This window comes from Enterococcus sp. OL5 (genome assembly GCF_006491895.1).
Taxonomy (GTDB): Bacteria; Bacillota; Bacilli; order Lactobacillales; family Enterococcaceae; genus Enterococcus_D; species Enterococcus_D innesii.
In genome coordinates, this window is record NZ_VHIL01000002.1 from 229,865 (window position 1) to 249,255 (window position 19,391).

Below are 19,391 nucleotides of genomic sequence, written 5' to 3' on the forward strand. Positions count from 1 at the left end.
GACCTTCCTTCCTTGATTCCTAAAAAAAAGAGCATGACAACTGCCCACAAATGCAGACCTGTCATACTCTCGTCCTCTTTTTTTAACAATTCCAACCAAATACTTCGATTTGTGTAAGAGCTGGGAAGGGGGAATCATCCTCTGCTTTTTGCAGCTCTTTATAGGTCAGCTTAGTCGTTTCTTTTTTTGGAAAACGAACTTCTTGAAAAGACGCCGTATTTGTCGTTTCCACCACCAGCTCTTCTCCATCAGCAAAGACCAAGGTCCCTTTGGTCCAGTAGCTATCATGGGGATAATCTGCCCGTAATAGAAAACGAACCCTATCGATCAAGACGAGACGACCAAACTCAATGGTCAATGCAGCATCGGCTTGCTGATTGATGCCCCAAGAAGCAAACGGATACGAACCATGGGATCGGTTGCCATATTTTCCATCAATCGCATTCTTGGCAAAAAAGACGGAATCATCTCGCGTTTCCACATTCGCTGAAGCATGAGGATACGCCCCTGTCGCTAACTTTTGATCATGGGCATTGAAGGATAAATTTTGATAATTCGTGATCTCAAATTCATGGGCTTTACGCACCATCAGGTGATGGCGCTGCGAGGCAAAGGCCGTTTCCACCGAGGACTTTCGATGAGATTCCGTCCAAGGGAGCTGATATTCCCAAGTGGATTGGGAAAGATAGATCAGTGATGGTGCTAAGGTTTCATCAAGCTGAAGGACATAATACGGATTTTCCCCTGTCACCTCAATAACAATCTTATCTCCTTCCTCATAGGGATAGTTTTTAATGGCTAATACGGCCAAATCATCACCAGAAACTTGAAATGGCGCGGGTTCTTTTTCATGGTCGATGCGACCGACGATCACCTGGTCCTGCTTATTTTTTATTGCTAGCGTAATCATTTGGATCGATCCTTTCTTTTTCTACGATACCACCGACTAAACAAATCAAACGGTGCTTCCCTGGAGGAATATGTTGTGCTAAGTATGGAAAACTGGTTCTTGGAAAAAAGACGGAGGTATTGGCTTCTGGCTGAATAATACTGGCTTGTTGATAGCCTTCGATGTTGATGATTTGAGAACAAAAGCCCTCTTCACTGACTCGACTCCAGGTCGGTCCTGTTTGGGCTTGAGGCAACCGTCCAGTTAGCGGTACACTAAATCCGCCCTCACGAAAGTCCAACGAAATCGTCGTCGTCAACTCGTGCACGCGCACATGCCACTGACCAAATGGATAAATCTCAGTTTCAATCACTACCTCCTCAAAGGGCGCCCATTGGTAAAAGACGCCTTTTTCCGTCACTCGATAATCCCTGACTGTGCCCTTCGTGCGAAAATAGCTGCCATCTCGAGCAATAGCTAATGTGCTATCGAAGGCGCCTTCGGCATACGTGACGCCGGCTTTCGGCACACTGAAGCCAAATTTGCTCGAATAGACGAATTTGCTGTATTTTTCTTGAGCATGGGCTTGCTGTTCTAGCATCAAACCTGCAGGATACCCCAGCAAATGATGGCTTTTTTCATTGTGCACCAGCAACATATTGCCTTTTTCCATCCGTTTTTGCGGCTCTCTTTTGATTGGCTCAGGTTCGGCCGTCCAAAAAGGATGCGTTTCTGCGACCGCTAAAAGCAAAAAGGTCTTCAGCCCCCAATAAGGCGAGCCTGGTGCATTGTACCCTTCTGCCATCACATGATTTTCATAGTGGTACCCTATGGACAAGCGACCATCGAAAGTGAAAATCTCCTGCGCCATCCAATTGCGCAAGTGTTTCGCCAGTAGTCCTCGCACCTGTCCCCATGGGATCGCTTCGACGTCTGCGAAAACCAGCGCCGAGAAAAACGCCCCTTGCGCAAACCGATAAGTCAGGCTGCGGCCATAGGGCAAGGCTTCGCCGTCTTCATCAAAATAATAGACGAAGTCTTGCGCAAATAGCGTGGCTCGCTCTTTAAAACGCTGTGCCCATTCTGGGTCTTCGTCTTGCATAAATGTAGCGTAAATCAAGCCATAATAATGAAACGCAAAAGGAATGTAGTAGTCTCGTTGCGTGGTTTTTCCATCTACATACCAACCATCGCCAATGTACATGGAATCGATCAATGCCAACTCCTGGGACAATGCTTCTTTTGCCAACGGTTCCCCACAGTGAAACAGGGCAACGCGTATCAACACTTTGAAGAATGTCCAGTTGTTCTTAGGAATCTTGCACTCAAGTGCTTGGGATAGCCAAGCCACTAGCTTTCGCTGGTTCTTCTGCGGCAACGCTGTCCAGAAAGCGTCCTTTTGCAACAATAGGGTCAATGACAATGCGGCTGCTTCCACGATGTATTGATCATAATCCGTGATCCTTCCCCAGTAAAACGCGTGTTCAGGATCTGTCCCTGCTATCACTTTTTCCACATAAGCTGCTCGTAACGGATCATCTGAGCAAATCCTCCAATAAGGCGCCAGCCCCCACAAAGGACGCACAAGCGCTTCCATCTCAGCCCGTGTTCGGTCATACACGGCCCCACTGCTACCTAGATTCAATCCTGGATAGTCATCTGTCAAGATCGCTTCTCGCAAAGGAGCGATCATGTCTTCCAATGCCCGCTGATAATCCAGACGCGTCAAAAATGGATTCTCTTTGATTGCCATTTGCTTCATACGCCATCTCCTTCTGTCAATTTACAGAACAGAATAGCAAGCCACGGCTTTTTTATCAAGCGATCTTCTGCTGGCAATACTGCTGAAAAATGAGAAAAGATTTTTGGGGATTTTTGACTTAACCTGTTAACAAAAAAAGCGGAATTGAAGCTATGGGAAAGCGATTGGAGAAATGGTGAAAGTTAACTTAGATAAAATGAGGAATTTATTATAAATCAACATTGATTTCGTGACTTTTTTTCATAAAAAATTTCCCTGAAATTATACTATAGATATCCATCACATGATAAACATTTCTTACATTTTTTCAGTTCAAATATTTCTAAGTATTGATAATATACTAAAGACAAAAAACTTTGATTCAAATAGACATGACGAAAGAAGAATGATTGTCTATAATAAAATAGAATTCGTTATTTGAATAAATACCCATAGTAGCAGAAAGGAGTGCGCAGATGGCCGTATATATTGAATTGTCTAATCCCATCCATGGAGGAGAAGGTTGGGAGCTAGGAGAGGTTTTATGGAGTCCCGTTGCTTCATCATGGAACACAATTATGAGGAAACCCAAAGAGGGGGATATGATTTTACATTCTATCAAAGACAAAAAACGAAATGTCAATCATAGATTATGGGGATGTTCTCAAGTTGCTGGTTCCTATAAAATCTTATCAAGTCCGCCACCGATCCCAGCTAATTGGGATGGATATGACGAATACTATCAAATCCCCTTAAAGTACTACACAGAATTTCAGGACAAAGTTTTTTTACAGGAAGTTATCGATCAGAACAAAGACGCATTAAAAGCGATAGCGCCTCAAAAATCTTTTTATACGGAAACAGGTGTGCGAATGCAACCCGCACAGAAATACTTGGCGCCTGTTAGTAATGAGCTATTAGAAATCTTAACTCCTTATATAAAAAAAACGGTCTACTATAACGAAAACAAGCAGAGATCAGAAAATATTGTACGTGAAGGTGATTCAGAAGAACTTCTTAGTGTGGGAAGTGGTGGGCAGGTTGCCCGGATTCAAACAACTATCGATAGGATTGTTAGGGACACGTCTCTTGTTAAAAAAATGAAGCAAAAATACAATAATCAATGCCAAATTTGCGGTAAATCCATTTCATTGTCCAAACAAAAATATTACTCCGAAGGACATCATTTAAAAAAACTTGGGGGTATTCATCAAGGGCCAGATATTGAGAGTAACATTATTATACTTTGTCCCAACCACCATGTTGAATTTGATTATGGGGCAATTGCAATAGACGTTCACTCACAAAAAATTATTCATACAGACCCGCACAATCCTTTTCATAATAAGGAATTAGCATATAAAAGAGGAGATTTAAATAAAGAATTTTTAACATACCATTTAAAAAATATATTTATAGGATAAGCCCCATAAATGGAGTGTTTAAAATAGGATTTTATTCCTTTGCTGAAAATCTAAATTCTTTTTTATAATTCAATTTAGTTAAGTATCTTTGATATAACGTTTAATAATTCTCTTTAGGGTAACTATTGGACGTTATTTACTTTTATCCTAGCTGCTTCTATTTTAGGTATCTATTTCATCTTTTTCTCAAAGCAGACCACACTTACCTCCTGATCACTGACTGTTGTCACGGCTTTTCGTGTCTCTTTAAATCCTTGACTCTCCCAGAAAGATCTACCGGCTGTATTTTCTTCAATAACAGCGAGAGATACGAGAGAAATCCCTTTTAAGCGCCAGTCTTGTTCTACTTGCTGATAAATAGCTTGCCCGTGCCCCTTACGTCTTTCGCCAACCAGCAGCAAGCCAATATACGCAGTGCCCTCTTGCGGATAATCAACAAGATAATCCATAACAGCAATTGGTTTTTGATCATAATAAATGATAGAAAATACCTTTTGCTCTTGAACCACGGATGGCGGTAGAACAGTCATGTCTCGCATGAGTTGTTCAATGGAAGGTGTCTCTTTCGTTAAAGCAAAATAGGCCTGGTTTTTCTGATAAATGCTATAGGCAGCTTGTTGGTTTTCTGACGTGACGGAATGAAACGTATACTCGTTCATGAATGCTCCTTTATTGTAGGTTTATTGAACCTTATTTCGACCAAAAGTGAAGCAGGTGGATTTGATGGCTTTTACTGCTAGTTTATCCTATTCAATTCCCCTTGTAAATTACTCTCGAAACCTCTCCCTATTTACGTTTCATTCATACGATGATAAGCGAACTTGTCAAGGTAGAAAAAGACACCCTAAAGCCTTAAGTCAGAAGCCTACCACTTCTTCTCAAAAGCCCTTAAGATGTCTGATCATTGGCCATTTCTCTTGTCAAACAGCGAAAAAACTATTCTTCGACCGTGACTTTGTCCCACCAAGAAGTGGCGGTCTTTTGGATCACTTCATTCAAGTCTTCGATGTGCTGTTTTCCGGTACTTGCTAGCCATTCTTTGGCTGCTTCTGTTCCTTGTTTTACAAAGGGTTCAACGCCATCTTTCCACGTTGCCCGGCCGCACAAGACGCCATTGAAGGTGGAACCGGCTTCTTTGGCAAAAACCAGTGTTTCTTGGAATAAGCTGGCTGATACGCCTGCACTGAGAAAAATAAACGGCAGATGCGTCGCATCGCTTTGCGCTTTGAAATACGCGGCAGCTTCTTCCTTGGTATGCACAGCTTCTTCCTTGGCAAAACCTGCCACATAATTCATGTTGACTGGTACTTCCACTTTTAAAACATCAACTTTGTACTGTGGTTTCGAAAATTCCTTCATCAATCCGATGACTTTTTCTGGTTTGCGTTGCGCATATGCTTTTGAGTCGACTTCAGGCAACTTAGCATCATAGGAAAGAACTTCTAAAAAGAAGGGCAGATCAGCGGCTTGGCATTCGCTGCCGAGTCGTTCCACAAAGACGTGTTTCAACTGATTGATCTGGGTAGCTTCATCTACATCATAGTAAAGCAAAAATTTGATGGCATCGGCGCCAGCTGCTTTTAATCGCTCAACCGACCATTCCCCTAATAAATCAGGCAAACGTCCCGGCGTAGTCGCATCATAGCCGGTTTTTTCATACGCCAGCAAAAGCCCCGCCTCTGGATCACGGCTTTGCGCAGCTGCCAACCCATATTCTGGATCTAGTAAAATAGAAGATGCGTAAGGGGTCAATTCTTGTGAGACTAGCTTTTTAAACTGGCTGATTTTTTCTGCATCAGCCTCCACGCCAAGTGCTGCCATCATTTTTTTCAAGGCTCCTCGTTGGTCGATCGCTAAAGCTGCGATCACTCCTTCTTTCGTTGACAGGCGATCCATCGCTGCTTTTTTGGCTTTCGCTACGGTTGCTTTCATTAAAATTCCTCCTTTTTTGTCCATGCCAAAGAATCAACCGCTTTCACTTTTTTCAGCGTTGGCGAAACGGTTGTCAGCACGTATAAAAATGTCTATTGATGAAGCCGTTCGACTGATTGACCACCGCACGTATCGACTTCGTACACGAAAAGATACGTGCTCGTGGTGGGCTTTCTCAGTCATCGTTCGTTGTTATACGGATGAATCGTCACGCCTTTGACCACCCGATTGACGGTACGCGTTGGCGAAGGAGTATCCGGTGTATTACCGACTTTGATCGATGCCAACAGTGCGATCGTTTGCGCAAAAACAATGTCTGCTAAGGCAAGATAACCGTCTGGCAATAATGTGTCATCTGGAAAGAAAAAGTTTGTTCCTGAAAAATTCACAGCTGCCGGCTGTCCGATGGCGGTCACTGCGGCGGCGATGCCGTCACTTTTTAACTCTTCCAACATATCAAGATCATACTGCCGCGTGTAGGGCGTATTGCTGACAAAAACAAAGACGAGGGTTTGATCATCTACGAATGATTTCGGTCCATGACGGAAGCCCATCGAAGAATCGAACACGGTGGCGATTTTTCCCGCAGTCAGTTCCAATACTTTTAGCTGTGCTTCCCTGGTCAACCCCGACAACGTGCCTGACCCAAGGTAAACGATCCGCTTAAAGGAACGGTCCGTCAGTACTTGTAGTTCTGTTTCTCTGTCGATCACTTCTTGCCCCAATCGGCTAAGGGTTTCAACATAATGCCCCTTTTCTGTCAGAGGCGTCTGGTCAAAAATCAGCAGTGCCGAAAGAGCCATGCAAGAAAAACTGCCCGTCATCGCAAATCCGGCATCATTTGACCTCTCAGGCATCAATAACAGATAACTCGCTTCATCAGCGGCAGCTTGTTGTGCCAAAGATCCGTCGGCTGCACAAGTGATCGTCAAATGATAGCTGTCGGCAACGAATTGATCGACGATTTTGACCGCTGCTAAACTTTCTGGTGAATTGCCACTTCTAGCAAAAGAAACGAGCAGTGTTGGCTCATCCGCAAATAAAACTTGTTCTGGAGCAGCGACAATATCCGTCGTAGCAATACTTTCAAAAAGATAATCCGCCGTTGCACCGGTCTTATTCAAATAAGGAACGATCGTATCTCCGACATATTGCGACGTCCCCGCTCCCGTGAAGACCACCCGGATTCGTTTGTCCGTCTTTTGCTTGATGGTACGTAAGAAAGCCGCGATCGCCTCTTGCTTTTCTTGATAGATCGTCAAGGTTTCTTGCCAAAGTTCTGGCTGTTGTTTGATTTCTCTTGTTGTAATTTCCGCACCTAATTCTGCTAATTCCTTTGTTGACAGTTGAAACATCTTTTTTCCTCCTAGCTACTGTTTTTCCAGTATGTATTCCCAGTGTCGGTACGAGGAGCACTTGTCTTGGATGAAGGCTTAGCGATCACCCAAAGGGCAAACTTCCTCGGCCTCACTGGTTTTGAATACACGCCTTTTCTTTGCTCGAGTGGATCATTTCAGACTGTCTAGGAAATGCGCTACTCGTCGTTACGCAAGTGGCGGACTTTGTATCTAAATTGGTCTGCTCGAGCAACACTCAAGGTGTATTCGATCACTTCATTTTCAATATTGAACGTGCTGCGTACCAGGTTCAACACCGGCGCACCTTCGTGGATTTTTAGCAATGCCGCATCTTTTGCACTGGCAATACTGGCAAAAAATTCTTCGTCCGCGAGGCGGATCACTTGATGAAAGTCTTCATGAAATATATCGTACAATGGTTTTTGCTCGATCATCTCACTCGTTAAATGCATGAAGCGTTTGACAGGCAGATAAGAACGCTCGATCATCATCGGTTGGCCATCAGCAAGACGCAATCGTTTTAACTTGTAGATCGGCTCGCCGATGGAAACTTGCAACTGAGTGGCAAAATATTTTGTCGCTTCCATTTTTTTGAATGCCAATACTCTAGTTTCTGGTTGTTTCCCTAGTGCTTTCATCTGTTCGGTAAAACTATACGAACCTGATAAATTGGTTGCCTGCTTGCGGATATCTGAGACAAAGGTGCCCTTGCCATGTTGGCGATAAATATAGCCTAATTTTTCTAATTCCTGTAGTGCCAAGCGAACGGTGGTCCGACTTAATCCGTAGCGCTTTGACAGTTCTCTTTCTGAGGGAAGCATCGTGTCTGCTTCCATTTCATTTTCGATTTTTTCAATCAGTAAATTTAACAATTGATCGTATAATGGTTGTCGATTTTTATTGATATTCATAAGCCCCTCCAAACTGGTTACTACCACATAACGAGTGTACTATTTCCCGATAGGCGTGTCAAACAATCGTCTACAGGGGCTCTGTTTCCTGAATTTGCGTCTTTTCACGCAGGAAAATGAACCAATTGCCAGTACGAGCTAAGCTGAAAAGTCAGCTGTTGCTTGCTTAGCAAAACTCCTCCTGCGTGTTGCGCCGTTTCTTCTGCTAGCTTGCTTATTGCGGCCAAATGGATGGATACAGACCAAAGCCAGAACCGATCAAGCCGATCACTAGCAGCAAAGCGATACATTTCAACGGCGTCCAGCCGCGTTTTGATAAGAAGAAATACAGCATCAGTGTGATGGTCAATGGAATCACTTGCGGCAAGATCCCATCGAGGATTTTTTGAATATCGATCGTCACGGGCACTTCGTTAACTTTGTTAAACGTCAATTCATATTTGCCGTTAGCCAGTTCGTTGACCGCTGCATTTTCTTGCAGTGTGTCGGTCAATTGACCATTCTCATCCGTGGTATACAGCATATCTCCATAAGCGGCAATGGCTGCTTGATCATCCACGATCGTCGTCGCTTGCGTCACTTCATTGGTAGTGCCGTTAGGGATCTGAATATCCAAAGACGTCGCTCCATACACGCAGGTCAAGGAGCCAACAACAAAAATCCCTAAAATACTCGCTGCTCGGGTGAACTCTTTGGCATTTTCCGTTAAGATCCCAATCGCATCTGTCCCTAAACGATAAGACCAGTGCATCAAGAAGAACCGTAAGCCGAATTGGGCCGCATTGAATACCAGTAAGAAAATAAACGGTGCAGCGATGTTGCCGTTGATCGCCATATTTGCTGTGATACCAGCTGTTATCGGTACCAGAGTGAACCAGAATAACGCGTCACCAATCCCGCCTAGCGGACCCATCGCGGCGACTCGCACTGCCCGAATCATGGGAATATCGGCTTTGTTTTGTTCCATCGATAGAATGATCCCCATCACAAAGTTCACGAGGAATGGATGAGTATTGAAAAACTCTAGGTTATGGCTCATTGAAGCAGCCAAGTCCTTTTCATTTTTGTGGATTTTTTTCAATCCCGGTAAAATACTGAATAACCAGCCTCCTGCTTGCATTCGCTCATAGTTGAAAGAGGCTTGTAGAAATAAGGAACGCCAAACCATATTGTTCAAGGTCTTTTTATCCAGTTGTTCTGCGGGCGCTTGTTCGCTATAAGAATCGGGAATATTATATGCCATCTTCGTCGCCTCCGAAATCATAGGTATTGGCTGCTGCTACTTTAAATTTGGACTGGATTTGATAATCCCAAAAGGCTAATGCAAAACCGATAAAGGCTAGAATGATCAAGGCTGGTCCTTGCAAAGAAGGTGCCGCCATTACGATCGTGGCTAAACCAAACCCCATAAAGAAGAAGCCCCACATTTCTTTGGAAACCATCACTTTTAGTAAAATCGCAAAACCGACATACCGCATCATGCCCCCAGCTGCGCCGAGCCCACCCATCAACCATTGAGGGATCGCTGCGACCGCCTGATTCCCGAAGGCAGCACCGCCGATAAAGAATAAGACCACGATCAAGCCAAAGATCGTTCCAAGACCCGCCATCGCTAAATAATTGATTCGATCAATGCCCTTCGTATTGGCATCATGGGCGTAGCTGTCGGCTTTTGACATTACTGGTGACATTAGTGAGAAGATAATCGTCACCCCATATTGCCCCAGCAAAGAAAACGGAATCGCCGTAGCAACCGCTACTGTCGGTTCTAGCTGCAGCGTGATCGCTAAGATTGCTGCCATAATTCCGCCAATCACCGCATTTGGCGGTTGCGCGCCGCCCACCGGCATATTGCCGATCGTCATTAACTGATACGTTCCACCAACGATCAAGCCGGTTTGAAGATCTCCAAGAATAAGTCCGATAACCATCCCGGTAACAATGGGTTGGTACAATGATTCTAAAAAACTAAATTGATCGATTGCGGCAATGAATGTAACTATGAAGACTAAAATGATTTGAAAAATCGTGTAATCCATTTTCTTTCTCCTTCCTTACCTCTGCATTACTGAAACAATTTCTTTTCATCTTCAACAGGTGTCGTTGGAACCCGCTGAATCACTAATTGCACCCCCATTTCCTTCAGTTTTTTAAAGGCATTGACATCTGCTTCATCGACGGCAACTGTTGTAGCAACCTGTCTCTTCCCTTCTGACATATGCATATTCCCAATGTTCAGTTTCTTGATTGGCACCCCACCTTCAGCTAATTTCAACGCATCTTGCGGATTTTCAACCACCATGAAAATCTTTTGTTTTGGCGATGCTTTATGAATGATCTCGATGGTTTTTTGAAGCGAGAAATACCTCGTTTGGACGCCAGCTGGCGCCGCCATATCCATCAACCCTTGTCTGACTTTGTCTTTGGCGACCTTATCGTTTGCCACTAAAATTAGATTTGCTCCCAACGTACCGTTCCATTGGGTGGCAACTTGCCCATGAATCAATCGATTGTCGATTCGCGTCAATAAAATATTTGGTTCTCCCATAAATATGTCCTCCTTCTATTTACTGCATGATTTCTGCAACCGCACTACGTTCTACTTCGATCACCGTTCCCGATTTCACCCTTAGATCGACCGTCTCTTTCCCCAGTGTTTGAATCTCCCCAATAATGCCGCCGTACAATTTGATTTTCTGTCCCTTTTTCAAAGACTGCTGCAATTCAGCGAAATAGCCCTTCTGCCTTTTCAGATTTTTCCCATTCAGGAAAGACGAGACCCCCAAAAAGAGGGAGAGAAAAACAAGCACCACGATTGAGGCTGCTAAGATCATTTCCCACATGTTTAAATTCCTTCTTCCTCATTGATTTCCTCATGGCCTTTGATCTTTCCGTGAAAAATACCGCTCTTGCCAATCTCTGCCAGTTCTTGGCAAAAAACCTCTGGATCGGCTGCCGTATATCTAGTCAACGAACCTTCCACTAGCATCAGTAGATTGATGCCGCCGATGACCTCGACTTGCGGGTCCTCATTGGTAGCGGTCATCGCAACATTAAAAGGGGTCCCGCCCACAAGGTCTGCACAAATCACGACCCCATCACAGGTTTCCTTTAATTGATCGATTGCTCCTTGCAATTCTTTTTCAAAGTCAGCTAACGGATTTTCCTCTAAAAACGGCACTGCTAGAAGTTGTTCTTGGGGTCCTGCAATCATCGCAAGCGCATTTTCCATCCCTTGCGCAAATCCTCCATGACCTATTAAAACCAAACCAAGCATCTTATGTCCTCCCCTTACTCTCAACTGGTAGTAACCACATATCCAATATAAACGCTTTCATTTTGTCTGTCAACAAATTTTTTGTTTTTATATAAAAATGTCTTTGTTATCTTTAAATACGCAAAAGAGCGCCAAAACAATGATTATCAAACAAAAAACTAACTGCAAAAAGTATTGAAATCCATCAACAGAATGTGTACAACGTTATTTTAAACAAATAAACACATTCGTTTTCGATTTCTGGTATCTAAAGAACCACAAATCACTCACTATTCACCGATACAACAATCAACGTTGTTAAATAAAGGAACTATCAATAAATTTGCTTCCTTACTAAAAAAACCAGCTAGGTATAATCCCTAACTGGTTTTGATCATCACCAAACTCATTTTCCATTATGCGTTTTATTAAATTGTATTTCCAACATTGCCAATACCACTCAGATGCCATCCTGTTTTTAGTTCGGATAGATGATTTGCGTCAGTTCTCCAATCTTATCGTTATAAGCATCAGAAATAATGACAACGTCTTCTGTACTAAAAGCTTTTACCGCGGCGACTTGTCCATATTTCGAACTGTCACACAATAAATAGGCGGTTTTGGCATTATTTAGAATTTCACGCTTTTTGTTCGCCTCTACCAAGTTGGGCGTGCTTACACCTTTTTCAGCATCAATACCATTAGCACCTAAAAAAGCCGTTTGAAAGTTAAACGTTTGTAAATTTGCATCCGTCAATGGACCATTCAAGGATGAAATAACGGGATTGTATCGGCCACCAAGAAGTAAAATCTCGGCAGGAGTTTCTTGTTGAATTGTAAAGACACTCGTATTGGTAGTAATAATCGTGATTTTTTTATTAATGATTTTATGCAGTAACGCTGTACAAGTCGAACCAGAATCTAGGTAGATCACATCACCATCGTGAACCAACTCAGCAGCCAAAGTAGCGATCGCTTCTTTCTCTTGGGAATACAAAGCAGCCTTAGCTGCAATCGGCATTTCGGAAGCCGTTGAACAAATCTTCACTGCGCCACCAGCCAACAATTCAACTCTTCCTGATTTTTCTAATTCTTTTAAATCCCGTCTCAATGTTGAGATAGAAACAGTAGGCAAAATGCTTTGCAATTGCTCTATTTTTAACAGTTCATCTTGAGCCAAAGCTTCTAAAATTTTTTCTTGTCTTTCATATGGAATCATAGCAACCTCCATTAATTGGCCAACTTCACTTTTTTTCAAATTATACCATACTTTTTCTCTCGGTATGAGCAAGGACTTTCATTGTTCGTCAATTTGATCTCGATTATGGGATAAATTTCTCGTTAACAAAAAAAGACGAGGATTCGCTAATGCGAATCCTCTAACCTTTGATCATTCTACTTCTAACTGACCAATCATTGCTACCCGTTTTTGGTGACGACCACCTTCAAACTCAGCAGCCAGCCATTCCTTAGTAATCATTTTCGCTAGTTCGACGCCCACGACGCGCGAACCAAACGCCAAAACGTTGGTATTGTTATGCTCTTTTGAGAGCTTAGCACTATAGGGTTCGCTGCACACCACGGCTCGGATGCCCTTGATTTTGTTGGCAGCAATTGAGATACCAACGCCTGTGCCACAAATCAAGATTCCCAAATCACACTTTTGGGTTACCACCGCTTCTGCAACAGTCGCCGCATAATTGGGATAGTCAACGCGTTTATCACTTTCTGTCCCAAAATCCTGTACCGTGTGCCCTAACGACTCCAAATAGGTGATGATATCAGTTTTTAATTCAAACCCAACATGATCACAACCGATTGCTAGTTTCATGCTTGATCCTCCTCTTTATATATTGAGATCAGTTCTTGATACGATTCTTCTTTTCCAAAAAGAGCGGAGGTCCCTAAAACAAACCCATCAACACCTAAGGCGCTTAAGCGAGTCATTACGGCAGGCGAAATCGCTCCATCTGCCATTAATTGGTAGAAATAACGCTCCTTAACTGCAGCAAGCTGCTTTATTTTTCCTTCCACATGTGTCAAATACGCTTGACCTGAAAAACCGGGATCAACAGTCATTACCATCACGTAATCGATCAATGGCAGCAGTTCTTCAATCATTGCTACACTTGTTCCAGGATTGATGGCGATTCCGGCTTGTTTTCCCTTTTGCTTGATTTTGTTGATAGTTCTTGTAGGATGGCGATCTGTTTCCGGATGAAAATAAATGATATCTACACCCATATCCGCAAATTTCTCTACATACGATCCCGGATCTTCAATCATCAAGTGGACATCAACTAAGGTTTCTGACCATTTGCAAATAGCTTCGATATCTTGAAGTCCCATACCAAAATTTGGAACAAATCGTCCGTCCATAACATCAAGATGAAAAATATCGATTTTCGCCGCTTGTAAAGCGGCAACCTCGTCCTTTAGCATTGAAAAATCAGCACACATCATAGATGGACACAAGATTTTTTTCTTCAAAACACTACCTCCTGTCAGCAAATGCTCTCACTCATTAATAACGCCAATCGCTTGTCCACAACGCCCTTGCTTCTCTGTAATCACTAAGGTTCGCTGTGCGGAATTAGTGAAAACAACGATTACATCCGTTTCTTTGTCCTGTGATGCCAGAAACGGAAAATCAACGTTTGCCAGCACACTCTCGGCAGTAACTTTGTCACCTTCAGAAACTTTGGTATCGAACCCTGCGCCATTTAGCTCCACAGTATCGATCCCAATATGGACTAGAACTTCTAAGCCATTTTTGGCTTTTAACGAAATCGCATGTTTTGTAGGAAACACAGAGACCACTGTTCCTTCAATCGGTGCTGTAACAAGATCATCTGTTGGTACCACAGCAAACCCATCGCCTAATAGTTTGGTTGAAAACATCTCGTCCTTCACTTGTTCAATACTTTTCACCACGCCCTTAGCTGGTGCATAAATAACATTTTTCTTCTTAAATAGACCCATATTTCCCCTGCTTTCTACGCCAATGTCTCGTCTCGATTGGTAAATACAAATGCTAAGATTGCTGAAACCACCATTGAAATCAGTAAGCCGATCATCGCTTGTATGAAATTCGAGGAAGTTGAGCCTACAAAGGCGGGAAAAGTGGTGACACTACCAAAGACAAAGGCATTCGTTACAACTTGCATCAACCCTAAATAGGCACCACCCACAGCACCACCAATAATTTGCGCTAAGAAAAGTTTTTTATTTTTTACAAGTAAGCCGAACAAAGTAGCTTCGATAATCGCTGATAATGCGATCGTGACTAAGCCAGTTAAAGCAAAGCTTCGCAGTTTTTTATCTTTCGCTTTAAAGTAAACGCCAATCGTTGTACCTATAACGGCGAAGTTGCATGCAAAAGTAAAAGGAACGATGTAATCAAAGCCATAGGTCGAAACGTTATTGATCATGATTGGATTGACTGCCCAGTGGATGCCCAAACTTACGAGAACACTCCAACCACCACCAACTAAGATTCCAGTTAGCACACTACTGCGCTCGATCAACCAATTCACCACATTAGCAACTGCTTCGCCACTATAGACCCCGATTGGTCCAATAACGATCACTGTCAATGGAACCATAATCGCTAGTGAGACTAACGGAACGACCACTAATTTTAAAGTCTCCGGTATGTGTTTGTCTAAGAATTTGTAGAGATATGAAAAAGCCCAAATCGAAAGGATGATTGGTACGACAGTCGAATTGTAGTTCATCAAGACGACTGGAATCCCAAAGAACTCCGTCGTTGCACCGTTGCCTGCTCCTCCCATCAATGCAATAAAATCAGGATTGATTAACGCAGCCCCGATCAATGCCGAGATATAAGGACTGGCACCAAACCGCCGCGCTGAAGTAAACGCTAACAATACGGGCAAGAAATAAAATACACTCATAGAAGCAACAAATAAAATCGAATAAGTGACGCTGTCTTCACTGATCAACCCGAGCTGAACAAACAAAATCAGCAGTCCTCTTAAAATCCCTGAGCCCGCCAAAACTGGGAGTAGTGGCGCAAAAATAGCAGATACGGCAGAAAAAATATTGCTGATAATACTGCCAGAAGCTTGTTCTTCCGTGGTAGGGCTACCAGAACTTTCGTTACCTTTAACTAACGGCTCAAACTCATCATAGAGCTTTCCAACTTCTGTCCCAATCAAAAGCTGGTACTGGCCCGCCTTATTAATGACATTGATCACTCCGTCGATATTCTCGACGGCTTGATCGTCCGCTTTTGCGGTGTCATGTAACGTTAGACGCAACCGGGTGGCACAATGTGTCATATTGCGAACATTTTCCGCTCCGCCTATTTTTTCTAAAATATTTTTTGCCATCACTTTGTAATCCATCTTCCCCACTCCTTTTATTTTGATTGATTTGTTGGTGACAAAAATTCAAGCAGCAACTGATTGGCTGCGACTGCATCGTTTTGATCGATCACAGCTTGAATCGCAGCCAAGCCTACGTTATCGATCATTTGATCCATTTGTTTGATCATTTTCATGTTTTGTTCGCACTCTTTTGAGGCATGCTCAATTACAGGGAACGTATCAAAATAAATCACACCGTCATATTTATGCTTTTTGACATAATACAAGAATTCTAATGTTTTGAAGGGTGTTGCTGAACCGATCATCAATCCATCGTCGTTTAACCCATACCCATCATTCAGATGAACCCCGTATAATAACCCTTTTCCAGCGAACAGATCCGCAGCAAAAGCAGGGTTTTCGTGTTTCATTAGCATGTGGCAATAATCAAGGGTCACACCTACATTTTTACGGTTGATCTCATTAAGCATCATTCCAGTGACACCCATACTATCAATGAACGCATAGGCTCTTGGTTGAAATGGTTTATACTCGATACTGATTTTCAAATCTGGTGCGTAGTCAGCAATTTCAATAAAGGCAGCCCGAATCTGATTCCAAACCTTTTGGTAATTGATTTGAAAACTATAGTCAAAGCCATCAAACCCGAGCCAAATGGTTACGACTTCTCCACCTGCTGCACGACAATAATCAACAGCTTCTTTGCATAACGTTAAGGCATGCTGCGCAACCTGTGGGTCAGCATTGCCTAATTCCCCGTTGATAAACTCTTCTCTGAATCGCAATGCAACACCATTCAATTTCAAATCAGCTTGTCCCAATCTCTCTTTCATTTCAGAGGCAGTCGTCCCACCGACGTGCTCCGGATAATTTAAATCTACGTAATCAAGCCCCAATTCTTTGAATGCGCCAAATACATTGTCTAAATCATTTTCGTAAATTGATAAAAATGAATTGATTCTCGTTGCTAATTTCATCTTCATTCTCCTTAGCCATTTATTATAGACTCAGAATAGCACAAAATTTTTCCATTAACAACCACTTTATTTCATATTATTTCAAATTAATTCATTAAGAAGCATTGTCTCTATTAGAAGAAATACTTCAAAAAATTGATTTTTAAGTATTTATTTTGTTAAAACTCCATTTTGGAACCATTTGAAATAAATTGATTTTTTATGGATAATTTTAAAAAAGTTGTCTTGATTCACTGATTATGCTGATTTGACTCTATTCGTTTCAGAAAAAGGATCATTTGGTAAATTCTTAGTGGGCTGTTATTGAACTAGGCTCCCCTAGTAATGTATCCCCTCTCACTCTTTCGAATTGTTTTCACGTGAAACAAAAAAAACCTAACCAACCAGCAGGATCACTGATTGATTAGGAAATAGACTTCTTTATTGTTCGGTCAACCACGTGCGCGAGTGTTCAACTTCTTCATACGTTAACTGATGACTCGGGGTCCAAACGGTTGAAAGGACTGCGCCCCGCGAGGTAAAGATCTCTTGGACGTAAGCACTGTCAGCTAGGGAAACGATCGGGTCGTTTCTGCCAAAACTCAGAAACACATGAGTGTCAGGCAAGGAATTCGTCGGTACATTCTCGACTGGATACATGGCGTGGTAGAGGATCGCTTTTTTGAAGTGGTCACTATCATTTAGTAATAAGCGAATGGCAATGTTGGCGCCATTGGAATAACCCACCAGTACCACTTGCGCTAACGAAAAGTTGTATTCTTTGGCGGCTTGCCGAATGAACTCGGCTAATTCGTCGCCGCGAAGTGCTAAGTCGGCTTCATCATACACCCCTTCAGCTAGGCGTTTGAAGTAACGGGGCATGCCGTTTTCTAAGACATTGCCGCGAATACCTAATAGTGACGCTTGGGGATCAAGGGCTTTGCCTACTTCTAGCAGCGACTGTTCGTCGCCACCGGTGCCGTGGAGCAGTACCAAAACTGGTGCGTCAGCTGCTCCTTGTTGGTAGATTGCTTTCATCGAAGTTCCTCCTTTAACTTGGTCGTTTGATATCGAAAATCTCCCCAATCGTTGCGTAAGAATTTCCCGCTAGCCGGCTGACTGCTTGTAAGGCACGGGGATCGATCTTGCCATCTTGATAGACATCCTCTGCAATCTGGTAGCCGACGACTTCCAACAATAAGAGATCGGCAGTGGTCTGCTGGTCTTTTTTGATGGGTACGTGCTGATGCAGAATCGTTTCTAGGCGTACACTGGCTTCGTTCAAGCCAGGAACGGCAATTGTTTTCGATGTCGTTGTCGTAAATCCAGAAACCGTCAACTCGCTTTGGTCTGCGGGCAATAATGCCGCAGTTTTATTGGCCTCTTGGACATTTGTTTGATCCAAAATATGCACGACGGCTTCTTTCGTCGCCAACAGATTGTGGGCGGTGTCTTTCAGTTCCCCTTCTTTGCGCTGGATAGCCAACGAGAGGATCACGGGTTCTGAGCTGACGATGTTAAAAAAACTGAATGGGGCGATGTTGACGATACCATCGGCTGATTGCGTACTGACCACTGCCACTGGCCGTGGAATGATGGAGCCAATCAGTAGTTTATAATTTTCTCGTTGGGTCAAATCCTTGGGATCTAAATAGTGCATACAGCGTCTCCTTTTCTAAACCGATAAATCTGGCAAGCGATCCTCGATCTCTGCACGGCGGCTTTCAAATTGGGCTGGCAGCATCAACTGCTCTCCCAGCGTTTCTAATGGTTCATCAACTAAAAAACCTGGGGTTTCTGTTGCGATCTCAAAGACGATGTTGCCCCGCTCTTGGAAATAGACGACTTTGAAATAGTTGCGGTCTTTGATTTCAGTGACGCCGTATCTTTGATCGTACAAGTACTCTTGCCACTCTTTTTGCACTGCTTCCGTTGGCACAGACCACGCGATGTGATGGACGGTGCCGACACCCCAGCGCCCTGCTGGCATTGCTTCATGGGGCACGACGATCTCATGAGCGAGGGTGCCTGCGGTATGAAGATGGGTGCTTTTCTCTGTTTTGTTAAAAATGTTCAGACCTAGATCATCTGCCAGCGTTTGAATGGTCGCTTCTGGTTGTGCCGAAAGCAAGACGGCCCCATGAAAGCCTACAATCGCTGGTGTTTCCGCCGATTCTTCGGCTTCGACTAACGCCAAAGACAGGTCATGCTGATCATGAAGTTCTAACGTTGGCCGATCAAACAATGTACTTTCTTGGACAGTTACTTGATGTTTCGCCAGATGTTCTTGCCAATAGGCACTGCTGTCTTTTGGAATGCGAAACGCGATCGTGCCGACTTGTCCGCTTCCTACTCGCCCAGGATGGGCCTTTGCCCAAGGGAAGAAGGTGATGATGGTCCCATTTTCTAACGCTTGATTGCTGTAATAAAGATGATACGTGTAGGGATCATCAAAATTGACGGTTTGTTTGACGAGGCGCAACCCCAACACGTCACGGTAAAAGGCAACGTTCGTTTGCGGATCGCCTACGATAGCTGAAATATGGTGGATCTGTTGAATGGGTTGCATACT

Annotated in this window: 21 protein-coding genes; 1 reads left to right on the plus strand and 20 read right to left on the minus strand. The window is 43.3% G+C overall.

The features are described 5' to 3' along the window. Positions 1-82: 82 nt before the first annotated feature. Together FJU10_RS03605 and FJU10_RS03610 are read right to left on the minus strand one after the other, a co-directional pair. Positions 83-910: a hypothetical protein gene (locus FJU10_RS03605; RefSeq protein ID WP_140965169.1), complete on the minus strand. Its 828-nt coding sequence runs from the start codon at positions 908-910 to the stop codon at positions 83-85. Continuing rightward, positions 885-2,651, minus strand: a complete 1,767-nt coding sequence (locus tag FJU10_RS03610) for a DUF2264 domain-containing protein (protein ID WP_140965170.1) — start codon at positions 2,649-2,651, stop codon at positions 885-887. The genes FJU10_RS03605 and FJU10_RS03610 overlap by 26 nt, the downstream gene beginning before the upstream one ends. Positions 2,652-3,106: 455 nt before the next feature. On the opposite strand from FJU10_RS03610, the gene FJU10_RS03615 reads away from it, so the two are divergent. Then, on the plus strand, positions 3,107-4,054 hold the full coding sequence (locus FJU10_RS03615) for an HNH endonuclease (RefSeq protein ID WP_140965171.1): 948 nt from the start codon (positions 3,107-3,109) through the stop codon (positions 4,052-4,054). Between the two features lie 170 nt (positions 4,055-4,224). On the opposite strand, the gene FJU10_RS03620 is transcribed toward FJU10_RS03615, so the two are convergent. The 18 genes from FJU10_RS03620 to FJU10_RS03710 all read right to left on the minus strand — a co-directional run bounded on the left by FJU10_RS03620 (position 4,225) and on the right by FJU10_RS03710 (position 19,388). After that, a complete protein-coding gene (locus FJU10_RS03620; RefSeq protein ID WP_140965172.1) occupies positions 4,225-4,713 on the minus strand; it encodes a GNAT family N-acetyltransferase in 489 nt (162 codons plus the stop codon). 277 nt (positions 4,714-4,990) lie between these two features. Beyond that, entirely contained in the window at positions 4,991-5,986 is a 996-nt protein-coding gene (gene lacD / locus FJU10_RS03625; protein ID WP_317615656.1) for a tagatose-bisphosphate aldolase, read from the minus strand. 179 nt (positions 5,987-6,165) lie between these two features. Continuing rightward, positions 6,166-7,341, minus strand: coding sequence for an SIS domain-containing protein (locus FJU10_RS03630; RefSeq protein ID WP_140965174.1), 1,176 nt, complete (start codon positions 7,339-7,341; stop codon positions 6,166-6,168). Positions 7,342-7,520: 179 nt separating this feature from the next. Then, on the minus strand, positions 7,521-8,255 hold the full coding sequence (locus FJU10_RS03635; RefSeq protein ID WP_005226773.1) for a GntR family transcriptional regulator: 735 nt from the start codon (positions 8,253-8,255) through the stop codon (positions 7,521-7,523). A 214-nt stretch (positions 8,256-8,469) separates the two neighbouring features. Beyond that, a complete protein-coding gene (locus tag FJU10_RS03645; protein WP_077453025.1) occupies positions 8,470-9,498 on the minus strand; it encodes a PTS system mannose/fructose/sorbose family transporter subunit IID in 1,029 nt (342 codons plus the stop codon). Further along, positions 9,488-10,294: a PTS mannose/fructose/sorbose/N-acetylgalactosamine transporter subunit IIC gene (locus tag FJU10_RS03650; protein ID WP_005226770.1), complete on the minus strand. Its 807-nt coding sequence runs from the start codon at positions 10,292-10,294 to the stop codon at positions 9,488-9,490. The genes FJU10_RS03645 and FJU10_RS03650 overlap by 11 nt, the downstream gene beginning before the upstream one ends. Before the next feature lie 26 nt (positions 10,295-10,320). After that, complete coding sequence (gene agaV / locus FJU10_RS03655; RefSeq protein WP_077453027.1) at positions 10,321-10,803, minus strand: PTS N-acetylgalactosamine transporter subunit IIB; 483 nt, start codon at positions 10,801-10,803, stop codon at positions 10,321-10,323. Positions 10,804-10,822: 19 nt separating this feature from the next. After that, positions 10,823-11,098, minus strand: a complete 276-nt coding sequence (gene yajC / locus FJU10_RS03660; protein ID WP_086294404.1) for a preprotein translocase subunit YajC — start codon at positions 11,096-11,098, stop codon at positions 10,823-10,825. Positions 11,099-11,100: 2 nt separating this feature from the next. Continuing rightward, a complete protein-coding gene (locus FJU10_RS03665; protein ID WP_140965175.1) occupies positions 11,101-11,532 on the minus strand; it encodes a PTS sugar transporter subunit IIA in 432 nt (143 codons plus the stop codon). Between the two features lie 457 nt (positions 11,533-11,989). Continuing rightward, a complete protein-coding gene (locus tag FJU10_RS03670; protein WP_005226765.1) occupies positions 11,990-12,742 on the minus strand; it encodes a DeoR/GlpR family DNA-binding transcription regulator in 753 nt (250 codons plus the stop codon). A 159-nt stretch (positions 12,743-12,901) separates the two neighbouring features. Further along, positions 12,902-13,342 (minus strand): ribose 5-phosphate isomerase B, encoded by a 441-nt coding sequence (gene rpiB / locus FJU10_RS03675; protein ID WP_016611535.1) that lies wholly within the window; start codon positions 13,340-13,342, stop codon positions 12,902-12,904. Further along, entirely contained in the window at positions 13,339-14,001 is a 663-nt protein-coding gene (locus FJU10_RS03680; RefSeq protein WP_140965176.1) for a ribulose-phosphate 3-epimerase, read from the minus strand. Before FJU10_RS03680 ends, rpiB begins: the two co-directional genes overlap by 4 nt. 27 nt (positions 14,002-14,028) lie before the next feature. Then, positions 14,029-14,493 carry a PTS glucose transporter subunit IIA gene (locus FJU10_RS03685; protein WP_140965177.1) on the minus strand — a complete coding sequence of 155 codons (465 nt, stop codon included), beginning with the start codon at positions 14,491-14,493 and terminating at the stop codon, positions 14,029-14,031. A 14-nt stretch (positions 14,494-14,507) separates the two neighbouring features. Next, positions 14,508-15,881, minus strand: a complete 1,374-nt coding sequence (locus FJU10_RS03690) for a PTS transporter subunit EIIC (RefSeq protein WP_140965178.1) — start codon at positions 15,879-15,881, stop codon at positions 14,508-14,510. Positions 15,882-15,895: 14 nt separating this feature from the next. After that, positions 15,896-16,840 (minus strand): sugar phosphate isomerase/epimerase family protein, encoded by a 945-nt coding sequence (locus FJU10_RS03695; protein WP_140965179.1) that lies wholly within the window; start codon positions 16,838-16,840, stop codon positions 15,896-15,898. Positions 16,841-17,260: 420 nt separating this feature from the next. Then, positions 17,261-17,857 (minus strand): alpha/beta hydrolase, encoded by a 597-nt coding sequence (locus FJU10_RS03700; RefSeq protein ID WP_140965180.1) that lies wholly within the window; start codon positions 17,855-17,857, stop codon positions 17,261-17,263. A 13-nt stretch (positions 17,858-17,870) separates the two neighbouring features. Next, complete coding sequence (locus FJU10_RS03705; RefSeq protein ID WP_140965181.1) at positions 17,871-18,479, minus strand: flavin reductase family protein; 609 nt, start codon at positions 18,477-18,479, stop codon at positions 17,871-17,873. A 15-nt stretch (positions 18,480-18,494) separates the two neighbouring features. Further along, on the minus strand, positions 18,495-19,388 hold the full coding sequence (locus tag FJU10_RS03710; RefSeq protein ID WP_140965182.1) for a VOC family protein: 894 nt from the start codon (positions 19,386-19,388) through the stop codon (positions 18,495-18,497). Positions 19,389-19,391 lie beyond the last annotated feature (3 nt).